At 49.2% G+C, this 22303-nt stretch carries 18 protein-coding genes and 1 pseudogene; 14 read left to right on the forward strand and 5 right to left on the reverse strand.

From position 1 onward, the window contains the following. Positions 1-10: 10 nt before the first annotated feature. The 11 genes from KDK16_RS13065 (at position 11) to queC (ending at position 13769) form a co-directional block, all read left to right on the forward strand. The gene (locus KDK16_RS13065) at positions 11-5779 is read left to right on the forward strand and encodes an AAA family ATPase (RefSeq protein WP_257276460.1); all 5769 of its coding nucleotides are present in this window, start codon (positions 11-13) and stop codon (positions 5777-5779) included. Between the two features lie 55 nt (positions 5780-5834). After that, positions 5835-6311: a hypothetical protein gene (locus KDK16_RS13070; protein WP_257254615.1), complete on the forward strand. Its 477-nt coding sequence runs from the start codon at positions 5835-5837 to the stop codon at positions 6309-6311. A gap of 63 nt (positions 6312-6374) precedes the next feature. Beyond that, a complete protein-coding gene (gene ybgC, locus KDK16_RS13075; RefSeq protein ID WP_257276461.1) occupies positions 6375-6788 on the forward strand; it encodes a tol-pal system-associated acyl-CoA thioesterase in 414 nt (137 codons plus the stop codon). Between the two features lie 142 nt (positions 6789-6930). Beyond that, on the forward strand, positions 6931-7605 hold the full coding sequence (tolQ, locus tag KDK16_RS13080; protein WP_257276462.1) for a protein TolQ: 675 nt from the start codon (positions 6931-6933) through the stop codon (positions 7603-7605). A gap of 18 nt (positions 7606-7623) precedes the next feature. After that, the gene (gene tolR, locus KDK16_RS13085) at positions 7624-8070 is read left to right on the forward strand and encodes a protein TolR (protein WP_257276463.1); all 447 of its coding nucleotides are present in this window, start codon (positions 7624-7626) and stop codon (positions 8068-8070) included. A gap of 79 nt (positions 8071-8149) precedes the next feature. Continuing rightward, complete coding sequence (locus KDK16_RS13090) at positions 8150-8968, forward strand: cell envelope integrity protein TolA (protein WP_257254667.1); 819 nt, start codon at positions 8150-8152, stop codon at positions 8966-8968. After that, on the forward strand, positions 8965-10434 hold the full coding sequence (gene tolB / locus KDK16_RS13095; RefSeq protein ID WP_257276464.1) for a Tol-Pal system beta propeller repeat protein TolB: 1470 nt from the start codon (positions 8965-8967) through the stop codon (positions 10432-10434). Before KDK16_RS13090 ends, tolB begins: the two co-directional genes overlap by 4 nt. A 289-nt stretch (positions 10435-10723) precedes the next feature. Then, positions 10724-11284: an OmpA family protein gene (locus tag KDK16_RS13100; RefSeq protein ID WP_257276465.1), complete on the forward strand. Its 561-nt coding sequence runs from the start codon at positions 10724-10726 to the stop codon at positions 11282-11284. A gap of 123 nt (positions 11285-11407) precedes the next feature. Further along, positions 11408-12211 carry a tol-pal system protein YbgF gene (gene ybgF / locus KDK16_RS13105; protein WP_257276466.1) on the forward strand — a complete coding sequence of 268 codons (804 nt, stop codon included), beginning with the start codon at positions 11408-11410 and terminating at the stop codon, positions 12209-12211. Between the two features lie 168 nt (positions 12212-12379). Next, on the forward strand, positions 12380-13030 hold the full coding sequence (queE, locus tag KDK16_RS13110; protein WP_257276467.1) for a 7-carboxy-7-deazaguanine synthase QueE: 651 nt from the start codon (positions 12380-12382) through the stop codon (positions 13028-13030). A gap of 61 nt (positions 13031-13091) precedes the next feature. Continuing rightward, positions 13092-13769 (forward strand): 7-cyano-7-deazaguanine synthase QueC, encoded by a 678-nt coding sequence (gene queC / locus KDK16_RS13115; RefSeq protein WP_257276468.1) that lies wholly within the window; start codon positions 13092-13094, stop codon positions 13767-13769. Positions 13770-13852: 83 nt separating this feature from the next. Here queC and KDK16_RS13120 read toward each other — a convergent pair whose 3' ends face one another. Then, positions 13853-15232 (reverse strand): esterase-like activity of phytase family protein, encoded by a 1380-nt coding sequence (locus tag KDK16_RS13120; RefSeq protein WP_257276469.1) that lies wholly within the window; start codon positions 15230-15232, stop codon positions 13853-13855. A gap of 205 nt (positions 15233-15437) precedes the next feature. Between KDK16_RS13120 and nadA the strand changes: the two genes are divergently transcribed. Beyond that, positions 15438-16484 carry a quinolinate synthase NadA gene (gene nadA / locus KDK16_RS13125; RefSeq protein ID WP_257276470.1) on the forward strand — a complete coding sequence of 349 codons (1047 nt, stop codon included), beginning with the start codon at positions 15438-15440 and terminating at the stop codon, positions 16482-16484. A gap of 61 nt (positions 16485-16545) precedes the next feature. On the opposite strand, the gene KDK16_RS13130 is transcribed toward nadA, so the two are convergent. Further along, positions 16546-17808, reverse strand: coding sequence for a M48 family metalloprotease (locus KDK16_RS13130; RefSeq protein WP_257276471.1), 1263 nt, complete (start codon positions 17806-17808; stop codon positions 16546-16548). 476 nt (positions 17809-18284) lie between these two features. Between KDK16_RS13130 and KDK16_RS13135 the strand changes: the two genes are divergently transcribed. Continuing rightward, complete coding sequence (locus tag KDK16_RS13135; protein WP_257276472.1) at positions 18285-18515, forward strand: sulfurtransferase TusA family protein; 231 nt, start codon at positions 18285-18287, stop codon at positions 18513-18515. An 80-nt stretch (positions 18516-18595) separates the two neighbouring features. Beyond that, on the forward strand, positions 18596-19681 hold the full coding sequence (locus KDK16_RS13140; RefSeq protein ID WP_257276473.1) for an AI-2E family transporter: 1086 nt from the start codon (positions 18596-18598) through the stop codon (positions 19679-19681). Between the two features lie 32 nt (positions 19682-19713). On the opposite strand, the gene KDK16_RS13145 is transcribed toward KDK16_RS13140, so the two are convergent. From KDK16_RS13145 to KDK16_RS13670, 3 genes and pseudogenes are all read right to left on the reverse strand, one after another. Then, positions 19714-21318: an F-box/WD40 repeat-containing protein gene (locus KDK16_RS13145; protein ID WP_257276474.1), complete on the reverse strand. Its 1605-nt coding sequence runs from the start codon at positions 21316-21318 to the stop codon at positions 19714-19716. Between the two features lie 457 nt (positions 21319-21775). After that, positions 21776-22244, reverse strand: a pseudogene (locus KDK16_RS13150) (peroxiredoxin). Further along, on the reverse strand, positions 22241-22303 hold a 63-nt coding region (locus KDK16_RS13670; protein WP_373690989.1), incomplete at its 5' end, for a dihydrodipicolinate synthase family protein. The gene KDK16_RS13670 and the pseudogene KDK16_RS13150, both read right to left, overlap by 4 nt.

A 22303-nucleotide genomic window follows, 5' to 3' on the forward strand; every position in this document is an offset into this window, starting at 1 on the left:
GTTTAAAACCGTGCCTCCCGACCTTTGTAACCCTCTGCCTGAACTGACCGAAGGGGTGTTGAATAACCTGATACTGGCTGCCCGGCGGGCACAACGGGTTGACCAGTCCCCAAAGCTCCTGCCCCGACACTGGCGCAAGGCCATTAATAGCGTCATCACCCATGGCACCCGACAGAATCCGTCAGTGCGGGATTTTATGAAAGTGGCCTGTTGGTGGTTACTGCCGGATGCCTGTAAAAAGCCGGGTGCTCATAGGAGGTCCGATGAGGGTCAAACTGCCTCGGTAGACCCGGATCGGTTAAATGCCATCATCAACAGTGCCCAGCGGTTGGATAGAGCGTTTGTGAGGCAGAACCTGTGGTCACTCGTCCGAGCCTCTGACCCGTCAGTCTTTAAGGGCAATGTATTTGAAGCGTTAAAACTGTCCTATGAAAGTCCATTTTCATGGGGGGCTGAAGAAGGTTCTCTGAACAGGCTCTGTGCCATAATCGTGGCCCATGCGCCCGAAAAACAACGAGAGGCAATGGCATATCAGTTGGAAGTTGATCCGGCAGCAGCAGAGCAATATTACCGGTTAGGTATCAGGCCTTCAGGACAGATTAAACGTTTACAAGATGCACTGGCTTCTGGCTGGCAGTTACCTCTGTCATCAGGGCAGACCCGATCCGATACCATTCACGCTTTAGCCAGCGATTGTTTTCATATTGCCAGAACAGCACATTCTGATGCAGCGGCCATTGAACGCATAGAGAACCGGCTTTCTCAGTCACTGGCATGGGAGGGCTCCGCTGATCAGCCACTGACAGCACTGGCCTGTGATCTTTATCACGGCAAGGTGAGTCAGAAGGATCGTGAAAGCCGTCGATTATCCCGACTCCATGACCGGCTTGTAGACTCACCCGTTATATTCCTGCAGGGAGAAACCGGCACCGGAAAAAGTTACTTTGCCGCCAGTATGGCAAAAGCTTCAGGACAGGCTTCGGTGATTTCCCTTGGACCTTCTGACAGCGAACAGACCCTGATGAAACGCTGGCAGTGGCAAGAGCAGGCCGATGGCGATCGCTCTATGGAACAGCAAAACCGGATGCTGATGGAATGGGCCAAAACCCCACATGATAAAGATGGAGAATACGTAACACTGGTTCTGGATGAAGCCAACCTGACTAAAACCGGATTACAGGCTTCATTGAACGGCTTATGGGAGCCGGAACCCTGCGTCTATGTGAATGGTCATCCTGTCAAGGTCAGCTCAAAACATCGGGTGATTCTCACTGGTAACCCGAATCATTACACCGGACGCCAGCTGGACCCGGCCCTGAAAGAGAAACTGCCCGGGGCTTACTACCCACCTTTGGACCAGGCTTTCCTTCGGGACAGGGTGGTGGAACCGGCTCTGGTTAAGCAATTACAACGGCATCTGCCGGACTCCCAAATAAACGACATTGCACAGATTGCTAGCGAGAGTGTGATGATACTCTGGCAATATTATCAGGAACTGTTGCCAGAGCACGCCTTTACCCCCAGAGATTTAACGGATATCTGTAGTTGGGTGGGTTGGTATCTTGATCGTGCGCTACCCGTAAACGACAGTGTTACCGGTAAGCAAATAAACGGTTTGATCCAACAAAGTTTCCGGGATGTACTGGGTCCCGAAATCAGCGAAGCTCATCAGGATGCCCTGACAGCACTGGACATCTGGTTTTCTGTCCGTTACGAACCAGACAACACCCTGAGCAACAAAGTTCATAACCAGACCACCCTGCACCTTATACAGCAGGCTTTCAAAACATTCACCGAACAAACCCGGCCTGACTTTGATACCTCCGGATCGGCAGTCAGTGAGCTGGTACAACGGCTGGGACAGGATTTAAGCCGGTGTCAGCAGGCTTATCATCACAACAGGAAGCACGACGGTCGTCAGGCGACGCTGATTGAAGGTCCGGCCGGACGGGGCAAGGATGCCACCCTGAACCTGATGATTCAAAGCGTCAAACAGCAGACTGAGCAACGGGGAGAATCCATGCCAGAGGTCTTTCTCCTGAATGCCTGTGATTGTTCCTGGGATAGATTGTGTGAAAAGATCCAGACGGCAAAATTGCAGGGCGGCATCGTGATTATTTCAGAAATGAATCTCATCGACAGCCAGCACCTGGAAGGTGAGTTGAACGATATTCTGGCCGGTGACGCGCATCCCGGATTCCACCTGTTTGCTACCATCAACCCACCTGAGTACAGCGGGCGCAAACCCTTATCACCGGCACTGAAAGGGCGTTTCCGGCATTTGCCCATCCGGCAGTATAGCCCGGCAGAATTGCAGACCATTGCAGAGAAAGTGTTGCCAGAGACTCCACAAGGGAAAATCATCGCTAAACAACTGACTAAGCAACATTGTCGTCTGAGGGCTTACCTGCAAAGGAAAAAACTACCGTTGCAACCGACCAGCCTTGATTTACAGAATCTGGCCAGGGCCGTCATACGAGGAGGTGATTTTACCGAAGAAGGACTTCATCAATGCATCAATCAGCACTACCGGCTTTATCTGATGGCTGCAAAAATATCGCTGGATGAACTGCCCGAGCCATCGGCTCAAGTCAGGGCTCTCGATATGAGTAGGGGTGAGCTTGATTCTGAACTTTGCAAATGGTTCAACCAAACGGTATCAGGCACTGATCGTCCGTGGGTGATACGAAGCAGTGATTTCAACAGTATTGATGAAAAAAACCATGAAATTCTTGTTAGCACTCATCTGAATGAAGACGAAGCCAGAGCGGAAATCATCAAGAGACTGGCTCGGACCAGATGGCAGGCATCCGGTCTCTCCCTCCAGCCGGACGCGTCGGACGATATTCTCACTCAGGCACTGTACCGATACTGGCAGCAACGCTGGTTTGCTCGTGAGTTTGGTCCGATGGGCGTAGAGGTTAACAGCGTGTTTCCCCTGGCGAAAGAAGAGGCACAAGCGCTGAAATTATCGGCTTCCCAGCCTTATCTTCAGGAGGCTGATCGGCAGATAGAGTTATGGAATGGCCGCGATGTTCAACTATGGCCTGCGTTTTGGTATCAGATGAGTGGTCTGGTGAACCATCGAGTTGAGGGTAGTATTGAGGGCAGTATTAACGAAGCGTCAGTTGTTGGCGGTGATAACGCTCCTGAGCCATACAATCCGGAAGTCGAAGAGAAAGAGGCTCCGGCAATAGACCAGAGAACGAACTATGAGTGCTTTGACAGGCCAGAACTGTACGATTTCAGAATTTTTGATACGCAGGACTATTCTTGCGTGATGTATCGGTGGTGGGCAAAGGATATTTTTGTGTCTGAAAAGGGTGCTGTCAAAGAGATCGCTCTTAATGATAAAGACATTTACGGGGTCGAAACCCTCACACCGGCCCGGTTACCAGGGCGTGACCAGCCAGTGTCATTAGCCAGCGATCAAACGCTGGCAACCTTTGACTGGACATCCGGCAGTGGTCGATATGCATTGCCCAGCCTGACGCCTGACGACTATATAGTGGCCCTGCGCATAGAGCCGGATGTGCCATACACGCTGGTCAGGAATCAATATACCGGGCTTCACACGCTGTCTGTTGCAGTGGCCGAAACCAAACAGAAAATTCAGTTTGCTTATGTCGTAGAACACAGAGGAGCGTGCAGAAAAACACGTACCAGAGGAGTCCGGTCTGCGCAATCAACACGTTTTGACGCCCGCTGTTCCCAGGGTATGAAAACAGTACTGAAGGAAGTGTTTGAGAACATTAACCGACAGCCACTGAAAGTACGGGAGCCTTTGCGAACAATACAAAAGGCTAAAAACATGAAGCAACGCATTGTGGCGATCAAGGATTATTGCAAACAGTTTTCCGGTAATGCTATACCAGAGCGCCATAAGAATTTCTTTCGATTCCTCGTCACACAACGGCAAGGTAGCTGTCGTCATCGTGTATCTGTTTTTGTTGCTCTTTGTCGTTATTTTGGTATTCCAAGTCGGAAAATTTCTAACATTAACCACAGCTTTGCAGAGTATTCCGTGGATGGAGGCCAAACCTGGGACGCAGCGGATCTGGGCGGGGCGCCTGCCGATGTAATAGAAATCAAATCTGACTTCCAGCTCACCGGTAAGGTCAGTCTTTCCAGCAGTGATTCAAAGAAGGTCAAGGATGTCCTGAAGAGTGTCCTGAAAGGTGCGGATTCAGCACAACAGCAAACTCTGGCTAAAGCATGCGGCATAGCCCTTGAGGAACTGAGCACAGCCCTTGAGACAAACAGTGCATTGCCAGAAACCAATCTTAATATTTCCGAAACAGTAGAGAACCTTTGGAAAGAAAGAGATTTAGCCGGTTTTTCGATGGGGGTCTCACTACTGGAGTCGCTGCAGACAGAAGTATTGGGTGATTGCGAGAAGAGATTGGTCTGCGCTGAGGGTGAAGATTGGCGTGCAGGTTGGCGTGCCTGTACACCGATGGCGGATGCAGTAGGCAATATATTGTTCAAGAGTAATGAAGATCAAATCACTGAACAGCTTAAATTACTCCATTCAAAAATGGTTGTTAAGGGCGGAGTAAGCCCTCTTCAGTGGCTGGATTCAATAATGGATGTCCTGAGGTTTGCTAGATTTGCTATTTTTGCCAAATCTTCGGAAATTCACTTTGCTCGTGAAGCCTTGAAATCGGGATGGTTGAATCCGGTTCCGACCTATGATAGCCGAACTATTAAAGTCATTGAATATCTTGATCGATTGCAGTGTCTGGAAAATGTCGATGAGTTGAAGGTCACAGTCGCCGGTTGCCTGAAGAAGTGGTATCAGGAATTATTTTTCAGTGAAAGGAGTAGTCAGGTATGGCGAGAAACTTATAAAAAATTCCAAAAGAGAGAAGGTGATACCTTGTTCGTGACTGATTGTCATGGTGGTTTTTCGTCATTCCTTGAAAATATAATAGCCAGCACATCTTTACAGCCCGTCTGGACAGATCATCCTGAAGGCGTCCCCGATATAGAACGAATGCTGGTACACCAACCTGCGTTTGCGCAGTTAATTTCGGGAAAGGCGAACCACCGCCCGGTGATTATAATGGGGCAACCTGCCTGGAAAGACACAGTGTTTGATGAAATGGCCAATGTCCTCTTTCAACGAAAAGTTGAGACTATCCCGAACTTAAAGCGGTCAATGGAAAAAGCAAGAAGATACAGTGAGATATTAGCTCAAATAAACAGCGAACTGAAAGCAGCGCATAGCTCCACCCTTGGTCAAAATGGATACCATTATCGCAGTCAGCACCAACGACACAATCAAGACTTTTCTTCAGCCGGGCGATATCAGGATGCAAGAGAAGAATATGAGAAAAAAGAGCTTGAAATCCGCAACAGGTACAAACCCACTCTGGAATCCCTTGAGACACCGCAGAAAGATGCATTCTCTAAGGATCATTTAAGAACCAAATGCAAGCAAGCGATTCGACAGGCCTTCAGTCATTACCTGTATGAAGTGACTCACTCAAAGAATGGTCGTTTGACGTATTGTTGGGCCGATGCTTCCATCAGGGGGAACGGAAGTGATAAAAACTATGGCGCTCATGATCCATCCTCACCAGCAGAGCTGTATGCCATGATGTCTGAAATTCGTAGCCCTTCACAGTTTCCGGGGGCTTTGAAGGAAGCGTATTTACGGCAGGCATACAAAGCGGGTAATGCTCTGTTTCTCAAATCCGATGAGCTGACAACCATTGCCAGAGAGTTTTTGGACAGTTTGAATTTGAATTCGATCTATCACTCATTGGATGCGTGATAATAGTGAGGACAATATGAGTTTTTTTGAGACGATAAAGTGAAGGGAAATGCTAATGCTTATAAGAATTCTGCGAATATTCAGTTTCTGTGTTCTGGCGCTCACCACCCTGAGTGGGTGTCAGAATATCACTACGGATGCAACCCCAGTAGGACAGGGGATTTATTCTGTACCTTTCTCTGTCACAGAGGCCAGTTGCTCGCAAGTGCTTCATGGTACCAGCCAGCTACCGATTGATCTGTATCATGCCGGAGTCTGTTATGAGCAGGGCGTCGGTACCACGCCGTCCCTGGCCCAGGCGGTTGATCGTTACTCTATGGCGGCGCGATGGGGGATTCCGGAAGCTACTCAAGCCCTGAAACGTCTTAACAAGCCGGTCCCGGATGCTGACCTGTTGCAACGCAGGATAGAGCAGGAAAAGCGCCTGAACCAGCAGAGACTGGATAAGGAAAAAAACGATGCCTATAAGACCAGAGGCGCTTATCCTCCGCCTCATTATCACCATGGTTGTGGTCGTTTATGGTGTTATTGACTTGCCACAGCATCAGGGTCTCTGGCAGTCTCTGATCTGATTTTATGTTATGTGGCCATCCCTGTGACCGATACCTTTTCCATTCCCGTTCGAGTCTATTATGAAGACACTGATGCCGGTGGTATCGTCTACCACGTTAATTATCTGAAGTTCATGGAGCGAGCCAGAACCGAATATCTGCGCAGTACCGGCTATGATCATCAGAAGTTGTTAAAGGAAAAAAAGCAGTTGGTGGTGGTCGATGCTTCCGTTCAGTTCAGGCACATTGCCCAGCTGGACGACTCTGTCATTGTGACAGTCCGGGTTGAAAGTATGGGCAGGGCCAGAATGGTTTTCCAGCAACAGTGTTTTCTTGAAGATGTCTTGCTGTGTGAAGGCCGGTTCGTCGTGGCTTGCCTGGACAGCCGGAGCAGAAAACCTACGGCGATTACAGAATCCTTACGGAATAAATTAAGTCCTGACGGCAAATCGCCGTGAGATTGATGGTATTATCCTTAACTGCCTGTTTATCGTGAAAATGCAGTCACACCGTCTGGTCAGATTCCGGAATGAATGTTGAACATCATTTCTCTAACAAGTATTAATCGAATGAAAAGCGAGGTTTTCAGTGGCAGATAGTATGTCCATATGGTCACTGGTAGGCAATGCCAGCTGGATCGTTTTGCTGGTGCTGATAATGCTGGTGATGGTATCTGTTGTTTCCTGGGTCATGATTGTCCAGCGCGGCATACTCATCCGCTCCGCTCATCAGAACATGCTGGCCTTTGAGGATCGCTTCTGGTCCGGAATGGACCTGACCCAGTTATATAAAGAGCTGGACAAAGAAGAAGACCTGGGTGGGCTCGAACAGGTCTTCCGTTCAGGCTTCAGTGAGTTCACCCGCATGCGCTCCCAGGGTACAGGAGAAGCCGATGCTGTCATGGAAGCGACCCAGAGAGCCATGAGAGTGGCGATCTCCCGGGAGCAGGAGAAGCTGGAAACGCATCTGCCCTTTCTGGCCAGTGTTGGTTCGACCTGTCCTTATGTTGGCCTGTTCGGTACTGTAGTCGGTATTATGAACTCTTTCCGTGGACTGGCCAATGTGCAGCAAGCCACTCTGGCATCGGTTGCGCCTGGTATTGCTGAAGCCCTGATGACCACGGCGGTGGGTCTGGTCGCTGCGATTCCTGCGGTAGTTGCCTATAACCGTTATGCGTCCAGAGTGGAAGCCCTGCTGGCGAATTACGAAACCTTTGCGGATGAGTTTTCCAGTATTCTTCATCGCAAGGTATACAGTCGTCACCGTGCAGATTGAGGGAGCGAGTAAAAAATCATGGCTCGATCCAGAACCCGGCGCAAGCCAATGTCAGAAATTAACATGGTGCCTTTTATCGACATCATGATGGTCATGCTGGTGGCCTTTATGGTCAGCGCTCCGATGTTGACTCAGGGGGTAAAGGTAGAACTGCCCAAAGCAACCAGCAAACCAATGCCACTGTCTGATGATGCCAAAACCCTGATTATTTCTGTCCAATCCAATGCTGAGTATTTTATCGATCTGGGCGGTAACCATGAAAGTGCCAAAGGCATGGATGAAATCAGTGAAAAGGTAGGTAAGGTTCTCTCTGCCAGTCCCGAGACCCGGGTGTTGATTAAAGGGGATCGCAGGGTTGACTACGGCTCGGTCGTTGAGCTGATGGCCAGGTTACAGGCAGTGGGTGTTAACGATGTGGGATTGATTACAGATCCGGCGTCGCTTAATGAAGGGGCGAAGCGCTGATGACAGTAAGTGTTACCCCCTGGCTTGACTGTCAGACAGAACAAACCATGATCATGGTATTGTGGAACGCAGGACTGTAATGAAGAAGATTCCATTGATCGGTGCTTTATTCAGTCATAAGCTGTTTCAGGGTTATGGATTTGCAGGATTGGTTTCCGTACTGCTGCACGTTCTGATACTGAGTCTTCTGTTCTGGGGTTGGTCCTCTGATGATGAGTTGAGGATCGTACCGCCAAAAAGTATCAAAGCCAGCGTCGTTGAAATTGCTCAGCCAAAGCCCAGACCGCCAGCACCAACCCCCGTCGTTGACAACTCGGCTGAAAAAGCCCGGCTTGCTGAACAAAAGCGCAGGGAAGAAGCCCGCAGGCAGGCCGAAGTCAAAAGACAGAAAGAGCTGGCGCTGAAAAAAGAGCAGGCAGCCAAAGAGAAAGCAAGAAAGGAAAAAGCAGCTCGTAAAGAACGAGAGCGGCAGCAGCGTCTGGCTGAGGAAAAAAAGAAGAAAAAGCAACAGGAGGAGTTGCTCAGGCAGCTCGAGCAGGAACGAATTGCCCGTGAGCAGGCACAGGCCGCAGCCGCCGAACAGGCAGAACAAGAGGCTGGAGAAGTGGCTTACTATTCTGAACTGCTGCAAAGCCTGATTGCCCGGAACTGGAACCGTCCACCCAGTGCCCGTAATAATATGGTAGCGCTGGTTCAGCTCAGTCTGTCTCCTTATGGTGATTTGCTGGAAGTAAGGCTGCTTGAAGGCAGTGGTAATGATGCCTATGATCGTTCTGTCGTACAGGCAATACAGAGGGCTGCGCCTTTTCCTGAATTGAAAAAGATGGAGCGGCGTGTGTTCGATAATAATTTCAAACGCTTTAACTTTAGGTTCAGGCCAGAGGATCTGGTGAGATGAAGCAACTACTGCAATGTTTTTCTGCCAGATTGTCGGGCAGATTGGAAAGTGAACAGGCTGTCTTCAGGGAAGGCATTGATCGTCTTGTTTATTTATTAACCTCTACTGCGATATTTTCATGGTTCCGAAGTAGAGCTTTTTTGAGTTCATGGCTGTTCGTTGTTCTGCTGATGTCAATGCAGAGTGTGCAGGCTATTCTTACGATCGAAGTGACCCAGGGGAATGACAAGGCTGTCAGGGTGGCCGTGTCGCCCTTCAGCTGGAATGGTAAAAAAATTCTACCGGAAGACATGGCTTCTGTCGTAGAGGAAAATCTTCGTCTCAGTGGTCTTTTTGCACCCCTGCCCAGAAAAGACATGCTCAGCTTCCCATCCAGTGCGAAAGATGTCGTTTACCGTGACTGGGATATACTGGGTGCTTCTTATCTGGTCACCGGACAGGTGAAGCAGGAAGGCAACAGGTTTGAAGTAAACTATCAGCTGTTTGATATTGTTCGCCAGAAAAGCATCCTGAAAGGCAAGGTGCGAGGCGATGAGAGTCAGCTGCGCGGGTTAGCTCACCATATCAGTGATGCGGTATATGAAAAGATTACCGGTATTCCCGGCGATTTCTCTACCCGTATCATGTATGTGACGGCTGATCGTAAAAGTGCTGAGCACACGGATTACCGTCTAAACTATGCCGATGCTGATGGTCAGCGTCAGCGCGAGATACTTCGTTCAAGAGAGCCTATACTGTCACCGAGCTGGTCACCCGACGGCAGTCGTGTTGCCTATGTTTCTTTTGAGTCCGGCCGTCCGGCGATCTTTGTTCAGGAGCTGGCTACCGGTGAACGTCAGAAGATAACGGATTTTAAGGGGTTGAACAGCTCTCCGGTATTTTCTCCCGATGGCAGGCAGTTAGCATTGGTTCTGTCCAAGGGTGAAAACCCGGACGTGTATGTGATGGATCTGGCCACAAATGAACTCAGTCAGATTACGTCGCATTTCTCGATTGATACTGAGCCGGACTGGATGCCTGACGGAAAGAGTCTGATCTTTACATCTAACCGGGGAGGTAGTGCGCAGATTTATCAGGTGGGTGTTAACAGATTGTCGAACGGTACAGTGGTCGCTGAGGGTAAACCTAAACGACTGACATTTACAGGTAAATTCAATGCTCGTGCTAAAGTATTCCCTGATGGTAAATCGCTGGCACTGGTCCATAAAGGTCAGGGAGCTACCGAATTTAACATCGCCATTCTGGATCTTGATACTGGGCGATTGCGTCAGCTGACGTCTGCCCGGTTGGAAGATTCGCCCAGTGTTTCCCCAGGGGGCCGTCGTCTGATCTATGCGGTATCGGGAGGCAAAAACGGAGAGCTTGGCATTGTCACAGCCGATGGTCGGGTAAAATATCGCCTGCCATCGGCCAAGGGTGATGTCAGGGAGCCGGTGTGGGGGCCGTCAATAGCTACACAGCGCTAAAATCGGGTTGGATTGGTTCGCCGGAGTCAGTCGGGCTTGGCATTCGAGCATATAATTCAGTAGAGTGAGCCAGCTCTTCACGTGGTCTTGTGCGAATAGTCAGTTTATTCGATCAAATTCATCTGGAGAGCAGGACGCTCTTTCTGGATTTCAGGCTGAATAAGTCTTAAGTTCGGCTGAATCCCTTGGTATTCGGGCTAGTCCGAAGTCTGCAGTTCTGATACTGTACTGCATCAATCAATACATTGATTTTGATTTACCAACATTGAACGAACAATTGGAGCTTGTCATGCGTTTTGCCAATTTTGTCAAAGCCACCGCACTATCTGCCATTGCACTCTGGCTGGCTGGTTGTGCATCTACAGGTGGTCAGAGTACTTCTGATGTTGAAGCTACTCCTGAGTACGCGACTGAAGAAGTTGTGATTGAAACCTTCCCTGCTCTCGACCCTGCTGTTCAAGCTGTTATCGATAGCGGTGAAATTCAGGCCTCCCCTGAAGAGATCGAACGGTTGCTGGCGCATAAAACCTACCACTTCGGTTTTGACAGCTCCAAGCTGAAAGAAAGCGATTATAAGGCTCTGGACGTGCAGGCTATTTACCTGAACTCCTCTGAAGGCCGTGGCAAGAAAGTCATCATTCAGGGTCATACGGATGAGCGCGGAACCCGCACTTATAACCTGGCTCTGGGCGAACGTCGTGCCAATGCCGTGAAGCACTACCTGGTTTCCAAAAGTGTTTCCCCAAGCCGTATTGAAGTGATCAGCTTCGGCTTTGAGAAGCCTCTGGATCCAGCTCACAATTCTGCAGCCTGGGCTAAGAACCGTCGTGCTCACATTGTGATCAACTGATGCCCATACATAGCTAAAGAAAAATATTGATTTCATAATGCAGCCATGGCCCATTCATTGGTGCGAAGCCCTTGGGTGGGCGGCATTTCAAACTCATGGCTGCCCGACAGGGAATGAGACTGAATGCGTCTGAAACGATCTGTTTGCTCTGCTTTTGTTCTAACCAGCCTGGTGGCCTCTCAAGTTCAGGCACAGGTACCAGTGGTTGATTCCCGGCCTTCTGGAAGTAGTAGCTCTGTAGAGAACTCTCACATTCATGAATCGACTTCCATGGAACCAGCGGCGGGTGGCTCAGCTCACTTGTTGAATCTGTTGGATGAGCTTCGTCAGGAGGTTATGACCCTCAGAGGACAGTTAGAAGAGCAGGCTTACCGGATCAAGCAGTTGCAGAAAGAGAGCAGGGATCGTTACCTGGATCTCGATCAGCGCATTTCCCGTCAGGGTGACTCGTCCATTAAGGTGCCTGCTGCCACAGGAAATTCTTCAGGCTCTCCGGTGACGTTGCCGGCTTTGGTGGGTAGCGGGTCTTCAGTGACTGAGTCTGATACCCGCGAAGAGGCTGCTTATCAGGCTGCATTCTCCCTGATCAAGGACAAGCGTTTTGATGAAGCTGTAGTCGCCTTGAAAAAGCTGTTGAAAGACTCTCCCAAAGGCCAGTTTTCGGATAATGCTCAATACTGGTTAGGAGAAGTTCAGATGGCTCAGGGCAGATATAAGGAAGCCCGGGACGACTTCCAGTCCCTCATTGACAATTATCCGGATAGCCCAAAAGTATCTGACGCTACCTACAAACTGGGTCGTATTCTTGATTTACAAGGCGAAAAAGATGCTGCCAGAAAGTACCTTGAATCAGTGATCAGTCAATACCCCGGAAGTGCGGCTGCTCGTTTGTCAGATACCTATCTCAGAAATATGTCCGATACCTGAGTGATTGTGCCCACCTCTGGATGGGCGTTGAACCTGTTTCGGCGCTAACATCCTTTCCACTTTTTTCTGTACAGGGAATCTTGCACTCTGTTCGGGCGGTTAAACCAAAATTGACTTAAGTCGGATGGACTCCTAGTATTGCCCGCCTGAATGTCTGGTGAGAGTTCAATGACTGCTGATACCCTCAGAATTACTGAAATTTTCCACTCCCTGCAGGGAGAGTCCCGTACCTCGGGTTTACCTACTGTGTTCGTCCGTCTGACGGGCTGCCCACTTCGTTGTAGCTGGTGTGATACGGAGTATTCATTTCACGGTGGCACTCGTATGTCTTTGGATGAGATTGTCGGGAAGGTGGAGGGCTATGGCGCTAAATATGTCTGTGTCACAGGTGGTGAGCCTCTTGGGCAGCCAAATTGCCTGCCGTTGCTTGAACGACTTGTAGACACAGGCTTTGAAGTATCACTGGAAACTAGCGGTGCTCTGGATGTTTCTCTGGTGGATGAGCGAGTGGTCAAGGTGCTGGACCTCAAACCACCCGCATCAGGCGAGAGTCACAGAAATCTGTACCAGAATATTGAGCATCTTACCGCTAATGACCAGGTTAAGTTTGTTATCGCCAATCGGGAAGATTATGACTGGTCGGTCAGTAAAATTTTGCAGTACAACCTGCTCAGTCGGGTGTCGGATGTGCTGTTTTCTCCAGTCAATGATCAGTTGGGGCCGGATCAACTGGCTGACTGGATCATTTCAGACAAGCTTCCGGTTCGATTTCAGTTGCAATTACACCGTGTAATCTGGGGTGACAAAACCGGGGTTTGAGTAAAACAGTCCGCATTTTCATAGCAACAGCCATTGGCGAAGTACATTAGGAATAAAGAGCATGACAAAAAAAGCAGTCATTTTGCTATCCGGTGGTCTGGATTCTTCCACAGTGCTGGCCATTGCCAGAGATCAGGGATATGAGTGCTATACCGTCAGCTTTGATTACGGTCAGCGACACAGAGCAGAGTTGGACGCCTCGGTTCGTGTTTCTGAAGCACTGGGTGCCAGAGATCATAAAACCCTGAAGCTGGACTTGCGAGATCTGGGTGGGTCTGCTCTGACGGATGATGATATTGATGTCCCTGAGGATCTGGGTGAAGGTATTCCTGTGACTTATGTTCCAGCACGCAATACCGTATTTCTCTCTCTCGCTCTGGGCTGGGCTGAAATCCTGGGTGCCCGGGATGTTTTCATTGGCGCCAATGATGTGGATTATTCAGGATATCCGGATTGTCGTCCTGAGTACCTTGAAGCGTTCGAGAAAATGGCTAACCTGGCCACCAAAGCGGGGGTTGAAGGGGATCATTTTCATATTCGTGCTCCTTTGCTGGAACTGACCAAGGCGGAGATTATAAAAGAAGGCAGCCGCCTCGGGGTCGATTACGGGATTACCGTTTCTTGTTATCAAGCTGATGAGCAAGGCCGTGCCTGTGGAGTCTGTGACAGTTGCCGCTATCGTAAAAAGGGGTTTGCCGAAGCCGGTGTTGCCGACCCAACCCCATATGCAGGGTCTTAAACGGTTTAACCCGATTATTGAATGTTTGAAAGCCTTTACAAGTTCACACTGTCAGACTCAACGAAGTGCGACAGTGTGGCGAACTACTGCATCTTGAATAGTTTTTCAGGCACTTTAAAGAAGATAATGTCAGTGTTTCTTGGTTTGGGAGAGTTGGCACCATTATCGCTGACCAGAACCAGTAGTTTAGTGCCGTCAGACCCGTCAGGGCCTAGTGTTATCCCTTCAATATTGATTCTTTTAAAGTCCGGGAAGGTTTTTTCAAAATCCCTGGTGCTTAGTAGACGCTGTTTATCTAGCATCGGTAGAGACGTTTTAGTGGCCTCTGTTAGTTTATCGCTGTCCTCTTCTGAACCACTGCCGTCGACAGCCCGGGAAGGAGGTACAGGGTTATTCAGGTCAACCAGATAAACTTCCGAGTAGGAGTAGTTTACGGTTTTTCTATTGGCTTTTTTAACGTGATTTTTTTCGATGACGAGGAGCTGATGATCATTGATGGCCTGAGCATCGCTGATGCTCTGGACAATAACGTCTGTCTGAGGGTCATAAAGGTCTACAGGAACAGAAGTGGGCTGATAATGGTACTGAATGTCCGGTTCAACAGTTGCCAGAAGATGGTTGGCCGTTTCGACCATCGAGAAACGTAATACACGGCTGGGTACAGGGCCTTTATGATAATCCCAGTCTTTTTCATCCTGCAGAACGCCTTGTTCAGTGATAGCCAGGTAATCAGAAGTTCCCGGAAGGTGGATCACTGTTTCGAAGCCCCGGTTTCTCTTGACCCCTTTGTCGGAGGGGGACTGGATTTGCAAGCTGAACTCACTGTCATAGATGCCAGGCACCCAGTGTGGAGTCTTCCAGTGAAAGCGCCAGTTCACACTTGAGAACTCGCCGGGGTAATAGTACGCGCCCAGAAGAGTCCCGTCTCTACCTACTTTCAGAAGAGAGCTGTGAATATTCCATCCGGGAAATCGAATCCAGGGGAAAACCGAATTGAACAGAAAGGTTGCGCTTTGTTCCGAAGCGACCAGAAAGGCATTGTCGCCAAGAAAGTCAAAACCTTCTGTATCAATATGGCCATGGGTTGTCCAAAAAACAGAGTCATTAGGCTCAATGATAACTTCCCTGATCCGGGTGACAGACTCTTCCGGGAAAGTGCCTTTGTTTTTTACCAGACCGTTCTTGTTAATAAGAGTTTCTTCCGGTACAAGGTAGTATCGGGGTTGGCCGTTTTTATTGTAATAGTTGGGAACGGCCCCGGTATCATCTGAAAGCAAAATGAATTGATGATGAGCTTTGTCGTAACGGATGGAAGAAATTCCGAGAATGGGCTGATCTTCACTGTAATCCAGCTTTTTACTGCCAAGTAGTCTAATGCCGTTCTGACTCGCACTGACACCTTCTGAGGGAAATAAAGCATAAGCGCAAAAGAAGAAAAGAGGGCATAGTCCTTTGAATGACATGAGACTACCTTTGTTCTTTGTCAGAGCGGGTTCAGAAAGATTGATGTAATCCTAGTCTAAATTCGGCAATTTACCGGATGGGTAGCTGGTCAGTTTTAAGGGTGTTACCCTTCCCTTTTTTCCCGGCTGCCTGAATCTTTCATTTATGTTAAAATCCTTGCGATTTGCCTAATTATGTCTTGTAGAGACTTTCAGACCGATTTTTATGAGTGTACTTAGTGATAGAGCATTTGTTCAGGAGCATATCAGTGGCGCACCCTTTCAGGGCCTGGATGAAGCAAAAGAGCGAGCACTGAAGCAGCAGGTGCGAGAGCTTCTGGAACAGGAAAATGCTGTTCTTGTTGCCCATTATTACACTGATCCTGTCGTTCAGGCTCTGGCTGAAGAAACCGGTGGTTTTGTAGCGGACTCCCTTGAAATGGCTCGCTTTGGCCGTGATCATTCTGCGGATACCCTCGTCGTTGCCGGCGTTCGGTTTATGGGTGAGACCTCAAAAATTCTCAGTCCTCACAAGCGTGTTTTGATGCCAACACTGGAAGCGGAGTGTTCACTGGATATTGGTTGTCCGGTCGATGAGTTTTCGGCTTTTTGTGATCAGCATCCCGATCGTGAAGTGGTTGTCTATGCTAATACATCCGCGGCGGTAAAAGCCCGGGCAGACTGGGTGGTGACTTCCAGTTGTGCTGTAGACATCGTTGAGCATCTGATGGATCAGGACAAAAAAATCATCTGGGGTCCGGATAAATATCTGGGCAGTTACATCCGAAAAAACACCGGGGCAGACATGCTGCTCTGGAATAGTAGCTGTATCGTTCATGAAGAGTTCAAGGCCAAGGGTATTGAAGACCTCAAACAGGTTTACCCGGACGCAGCGGTACTTGTGCATCCGGAATCACCCGACTCGGTTGTTCAGATGGCCGATGTCGTAGGTTCTACCAGTCAACTGCTGAAAGCATCTCAGGAAATGCAAAATGCCACATTTATTGTTGCGACAGATCGAGGTATTTTCTACAAAATGCAGCAGGCGTCCCCGGACAAATCCTTTGTAGAAGCTCCGACTGCTGGTAGCGGCGCTACCTGCAAGAGTTGTGCTCATTGCCCCTGGATGGCCATGAACTCTCTGGAAGCACTGGTTCAGTGTCTTGAAAAACCAGGCCAGTTGAATCTGGTAAAAGTGGATGGTGAGCTCAGAGAGAAGTCGCTGATTCCACTGAATCGTATGCTCGACTTCACGGCATCGCTGTCAGCCTGATCCTCTCAATATCAAGCTGGAAGAATGAGTCGAGGCCGCCCATAGCGGCGGCCTCGTCTGGTCAGCTTTTTTCAAGCTTCTTACGATATTCGAAAATGTCGTTTAACTTTTTATCGATCTTGGCCCTCAGGGCGTAATTATCACCCACCATTTTGCGGGCAAACTGAAGGTGCTTGATAGCGTCGTCCAGGTTGCCTGTCAAGAAGAAGAACTCTGCCCGGGCCTGATGTAAGCCCAGAATGTCATCCGACAGCCCCTGTGCTTCCGCCAGTTCATACCAGATATCCGGGTCGTTGGGTCGGCTGCGACTCAGCCTCAGAAGAAGATCTCTGGCTTCGTTGAATTTTTTGGCTTGAATCAGAATCTCTGCCTTGGTCGCCATTAGCGGATAGTTATCCAGATGAATGGAAAGCGCTGCATCCAGTCGTTTAATCGCCTCATCGGATTTTCCGGTAGCTGATTCCAGCCGGGCCTGAGCCATAATCAAATGCAGGTTGCGGGGGTGTTTCTTCAACAGAATGGTCAGCTCTTTCTCTGCTGTCTTGTAATCCCGTTCTTCCACGCTGGCCAGAGCCAGACCGTAGCGGGTTATGTCTTCCGAGCTGGTATGGCCGGTCTCCAGTTCCTTATATAATTGTCGTGTATAGCGGGCCGGGTCTTCGGTGCTGAGAACCAGCAGTCTCATACGGGTTAGCTGATAATCAAGGCTGCCTTTAGAGCCCTCGGAAGGCAATTGTGCAGCCCTGGCTCTTGAGTCTGAAATTCGGTTGTCGGTGACGGGGTGTGTCAGCAAAAACTCAGGGGGTCGGCTCTGGTAACGTCTGGACTTGTTCATGTTCTCGAATATTTCAGGCATGGCCTGAGGGTCAAAGCCCGCCTTGGCAAGCGTCTGAATACCAATATTATCCGCCTCGCGTTCAAACTGCCTGCTGAAGCGCAGGCGACTGCTCTGGACACCGGCCACTGTTGTTGATAGTGCTGCGGCACCCACCTCGCTGCCTACTGTTGCCATCAAGACAACCGATGCAAGAATGGCGGCAGCGGTCGGCAGGCTCTTGTTCTTGGCATCTTCTACGTTACGGGCATAATGACGTTGGCTCAGGTGGGCCAGTTCGTGAGCGAGTACGGCGGCAAACTGAGCTTCTGTGTCAGCGTTGAAGAACAGACCGGAGTTGACTCCAATGATTCCGCCTGGTGCTGCAAAGGCGTTTAGTACAGCACTGTCTATGACTATGGTATTTAATCGGTGATCCTTAATCTCACTGAATTCAGCCAGGCGGTAGATGAGTCTTTCGAGGTACTCCTTGACCTCGGGGTCACTCACGGTAGGAGTCCGGCTTCGTAAATATTTCAGGTAAGTCTGCCCCAACTCATATTCCTGTTGTGGTGAGACTACTCCGGAGGTGCTGTCCCCCAGGCTGGGCAGTTCAATTGGGGCCGCGCATACAACTGCGGAAGAAGTTCCGAGCCAGGTGCTTAGCAGGGCTGCCACGAGGAAACCCGGTTGCTTCATAGAATATCCATACTCATGTAATCTGCGGTACACTGTATCGTCATAGAGGTGCTGGCTCAAACAGCTATGAAAAAAAACATTGCATTTTACGGCCTCCTTACCTTTCGGGTCTGGCCGATAGTGCGTGTGTCACGACTGGTATCTCTGGGTGATCGAAAAAAACAGTCTCCACATCATTTTACACGTCACTGATATTTGCACCATAACCTTTTATTGTGAGACGGGTGGGGTGACTGGTTTCTTGTACAGCTGACTTCCAGCTTTCCTTAAGGAGAATAAGTTTCATCATGATAGAAGTGAATGTTGAACTGGATCTGAAGGGGATGAGTTGTCCGCTTCCCCTGCTCAGAGCCAAGCAGGCACTCAGTAAAATGGATCAGGGCGAGGTGTTGCGGGTTCAGGCCACAGACCCGGGTTCGGTTCGGGATTTTGCCAGTTTTGCCCGCATCAGTGGGCATAGACTGCTGTCCAGTGATGAGGCTTCCGGGGTATTTATCTTTACCCTTGAGCATAAATAAGATTGGATCTTCAATATCCGAAGTCTGACTGGCAATAGACAACCTTGTCAGGCTCCTGAGTAAGTCAAAAGGAAGAAAATATGCTGGATATCATCAGGGATTGGCTGAACCGTTACCTGTCGGATCATGAAGCCCTGGTGCTGCTGTTGATGCTGGTGACCGGGTTTATGGTCATCATCTTTATGGGGAATATGTTGGCTCCGGTCCTGGCGGCACTGGTATTGGCGTTTTTGATGCAGGGCGTGGTGAACTTATTCGAAAAATGGGGAATCCCCCATCTTTTGGCCGTCAGTCTGATTTTTGCTCTCTTCATGGCGGTTCTGCTTATTTCAATATTTCTGTTAATTCCACTGATCTGGCAGCAGGTTACCGGCCTGCTGAATGAATTGCCGAATATGGTGAAGCAGTGGCAGTTGATTCTGAAAGAGTTGCCAGAACTCTATCCGGCCTTTATTTCGGAATCTCAGACAGCGGCTGTTAGCAATGCCATCAACATGCATCTGGCCAAGTTCGGCCCCTGGGCTTTGTCATTCTCTATCTCCAGGTTGCCTGGTGCGTTGGGTATCCTGGTTTATCTGATTCTGGTGCCCATTCTGGTGTTCTTTTTTCTTAAGGATAAAACTGAGCTGCTGGGCTGGATTGGTGATCGCTTACCCATGCGACGTCGTCTAATTCTCCAGGTGGCGGAAGAAATGAATGGCCAGATTGCCAACTATATACGTGGTAAGGTCATTGAGATTTTGATTGTTGGTGGAGTTAGCTTTGTGGCCTTTGCCTGGTTGGGGCTAAACTACGCTGTTCTGCTATCTGTGCTGGTGGGCTTTTCAGTTGTGGTTCCCTATATTGGTGCCACGGTGGTCACTATTCCTATTGCCCTGATCGGTCTGTTTCAGTGGGGTGTGGGGCAGGAGTTCATGATACTGATGATTGTGTACGGCATCATTCAGGCTCTGGATGGCAATGTTCTGGTTCCCCTGTTGTTTTCTGAAGCGGTTAATCTGCACCCGGTTGCTATTATTGTCGCGGTTCTGGTGTTTGGAGGCGTTTGGGGCTTCTGGGGGATATTCTTTGCAATTCCATTGGCAACCTTGCTGAAAGCTGTGATGAATGCCTGGCCCAGTGTACATGATGTGGAAAAGGTGGGGCAGGAGGCTGTCCGGGAATAGACTGCCCTGCGCAACAAACAGCTCCTTCTAATTTATGAAATATTCGGGTTGGAGTCTGTTTCAGGATGGAAGTGATTGCTCTGTAGTTCAGTGATTTGCACTGATCCATCCCAACTGGCGGTTACCACATAGCGATTATCGGCGCTAAAGGTGGCTGTATTAACCCAGTCATCATGGTTAATGCTGGCTTTTTCTGACCATGTCCCATCGGTTGCCTGACCAATGACTTTTGCTGTACAGTCCTCGCTAGCCGTCACTATATGGTGGCCATCAGGGCCGAAGGTGGCTGAGAACACGCTGTAATAATGTTTAAAGATGGCATTTTCTTTCCATGATTCATGAGCGTTCAGGTAAAAGATTTTTACCTTGCCATCATCACAGGCAGTCACCATGTGGCGGCTATCGGGGCTGAAGGTAGCAGAGTTGACAGAATCCTCGTGGTCAAGGTTGGCTATTTCGACCCACAATCCATTGCTATCCCTGCCAAAAATTTTCGCCGTTCGGTCTTCGCTGGCAGTCACTACATAGTGACCATTGGGGCTGAAGCTGACTGAGTTGATAGTCGCTCTATGGGGAATGATACCCTCTAATTCCCATGATCCATCGGGTTTCTGGTTATAGATCGTCGCTGTGTGTTTCCCCCAGGTGATTACCAAATGGTTGCCATCGGTGCTGAAGGTGGCAGATATCTCGTCGCAGTTGTCGGTCCTGAGTTGGTCTGAGTCGATATATTCATGGGAAAGGGTGGCCGTTACTGCCCAGGATCCATCGTCCATCCGGCTGTGGATTTTCGCAGTGTCATCCCGGCAGACGGTTATCACATGGCAGCCATCGCTGCTGAAGGTGGCTGATTGGACAATGCCGTCATGGGGCAGGGAGACTGTTAATGCCCATGATTTATCGGACCCCAGGCTATATATTTTCACAGTGAGATCACAACTGATCGATAGCAAATGCTGACCATCAGGGCTGAATGTGGGTGGTTTGACTCTGGAGTGATTGCGAATGCTGGTTTTTATTACCCATGATCCTCCAATAGCTTCCTGGCCGTAAATAATTGCCTTATGGTTTTCATTGGTGGTCACCAGATGGCGTCCATCGACGCTCAGGGCGGCTGAGTTGATAAAATTATTTTCGTGAATAGTGGCTTCTGTATTCAGATTAAATGTTTCACATTGAGACATTAACCGGGCTCTGACGAAATATAACAGAGCAGGCGAGTGAACGCTCTCCAGTCGAATATTTGCCATTGACTCGACTAACGCCTTATCCTCCGTAAAGGGGTTTAACCAATCACGAATTTGATTCCTGTCTTTTGCAGTGATGGACATCCTGAGTTGATATTGGTGTGCTGAAGAAAACTGGCGATACCACGCTTTTGCCAGAGCGTTGTCCTCTCTGACAGCGGCTTGGAGGCGCTTGCATGTCAGCCCTATATTGTAAATATCTCTAAGTTGCAAAAAGCGAAAAATCATGGAAGATGGGGATAAAGACAGTAGTGATGGTCTTTCCATTTTTTCCTCGCCAATAACAGTGATGCTCCTGCCCGCGCTGTCAGTCGTTGGTGTTGGCAATTGAGCTTGCGTTGGTGTTGAGGCCGGACCTTCAACGATGGGAATATTATCTATTCTGTGCATGTCTGACTCCTTAAAAATTTGGAATTTATCTTCGATCAACAGAGTCGTTAATAAATTATGTGCGCAGGTTAGAGACTGCTCGGGAGTGATAAGTTCATAACATTTTGTTAAGTGCAACTAACCATTTTTATGCAGTATCCGCAGAATGGCGTCAGACAATGACAGCAAGTAATGAATGAGTACTCTGTAGTTCAGTTATTTTCACCTTGTAGCGCTGACCGCATGGCTGCCACCGGCACTCACCCAAGCTTGTTCGAGCACACCGTCCAGCAGTCCGAAAGCCAGAGCAGGTTTGCGAACAGGAAAATGGATTTGTGTAGATTGCGGAGCTGAACGCCTGCAATTTTTAAACGCAGCAAAGAACATTCTTGCGGCTGGGCATAGCCGTCTCGCTGAAGGAATTCCACTGCTTCAGAGGTTTTACGACGTCCTCTATAGCAGTGGGAGGATGTCAAGATTAACCCAGTGCCTGGGCAGCCTGCAGAACGTCTTCTACATGATTTTTTGATCCGGACCTTACGCCATTCGTGTTGCAGAATGCCTTCACGGTCAATAAGAAAAGTGCTGCGCTCGATCCCCATATATTCTTTGCCGTACATATTCTTTAACTTGATGACATCAAACAGCTTGCAGAGTTCTTCATCGGGATCGGAGATCAGTTCGAACGGAAATTCATGTTTAGCCTTGAAGTTTTCGTGGGATTTCAGACTGTCACGGGAGACGCCGAAAATCAGTGTGCCAGCTTCCTGGAATTCTGAGTACAGATCGCGGAAAGTCTGGCCTTCACTGATGCAGCCTGGGGTATTGTCTTTAGGGTAGAAATAAATGACGACCTTCCTGCCTTTCAGTTCGGACAGGGTGACGGTGGTATTATTGGTCGCCTCAGCAGTGAATTCCGTAACGGGTTGGCCTAAGGTAAAGCTCATTGTTCTTCCTGGGTTGGCTTGTTGTAATAAGGAGTCACCAGCAGGCAAGCATCAGCTCC

This window comes from Endozoicomonas sp. SESOKO4, assembly GCF_024606275.1.

Bases quoted from the DNA above. Each gene is read 5' to 3' on its own strand.
- KDK16_RS13070 (WP_257254615.1), top strand. From the start codon at position 5,835: ATGCTTATAAGAATTCTGCGAATATTCAGTTTCTGTGTTCTGGCGCTC.
- tolQ (WP_257276462.1), top strand. From the start codon at position 6,931: ATGTCCATATGGTCACTGGTAGGCAATGCCAGCTGGATCGTTTTGCTG.
- tolR (WP_257276463.1), top strand. From the start codon at position 7,624: ATGGCTCGATCCAGAACCCGGCGCAAGCCAATGTCAGAAATTAACATG.
- KDK16_RS13090 (WP_257254667.1), top strand. From the start codon at position 8,150: ATGAAGAAGATTCCATTGATCGGTGCTTTATTCAGTCATAAGCTGTTT.
- tolB (WP_257276464.1), top strand. From the start codon at position 8,965: ATGAAGCAACTACTGCAATGTTTTTCTGCCAGATTGTCGGGCAGATTG.
- KDK16_RS13100 (WP_257276465.1), top strand. From the start codon at position 10,724: ATGCGTTTTGCCAATTTTGTCAAAGCCACCGCACTATCTGCCATTGCA.
- ybgF (WP_257276466.1), top strand. From the start codon at position 11,408: ATGCGTCTGAAACGATCTGTTTGCTCTGCTTTTGTTCTAACCAGCCTG.
- queE (WP_257276467.1), top strand. From the start codon at position 12,380: ATGACTGCTGATACCCTCAGAATTACTGAAATTTTCCACTCCCTGCAG.
- queC (WP_257276468.1), top strand. From the start codon at position 13,092: ATGACAAAAAAAGCAGTCATTTTGCTATCCGGTGGTCTGGATTCTTCC.
- KDK16_RS13120 (WP_257276469.1), bottom strand. From the start codon at position 15,232: ATGTCATTCAAAGGACTATGCCCTCTTTTCTTCTTTTGCGCTTATGCT.
- nadA (WP_257276470.1), top strand. From the start codon at position 15,438: ATGAGTGTACTTAGTGATAGAGCATTTGTTCAGGAGCATATCAGTGGC.
- KDK16_RS13135 (WP_257276472.1), top strand. From the start codon at position 18,285: ATGATAGAAGTGAATGTTGAACTGGATCTGAAGGGGATGAGTTGTCCG.
- KDK16_RS13140 (WP_257276473.1), top strand. From the start codon at position 18,596: ATGCTGGATATCATCAGGGATTGGCTGAACCGTTACCTGTCGGATCAT.
- KDK16_RS13145 (WP_257276474.1), bottom strand. From the start codon at position 21,318: ATGCACAGAATAGATAATATTCCCATCGTTGAAGGTCCGGCCTCAACA.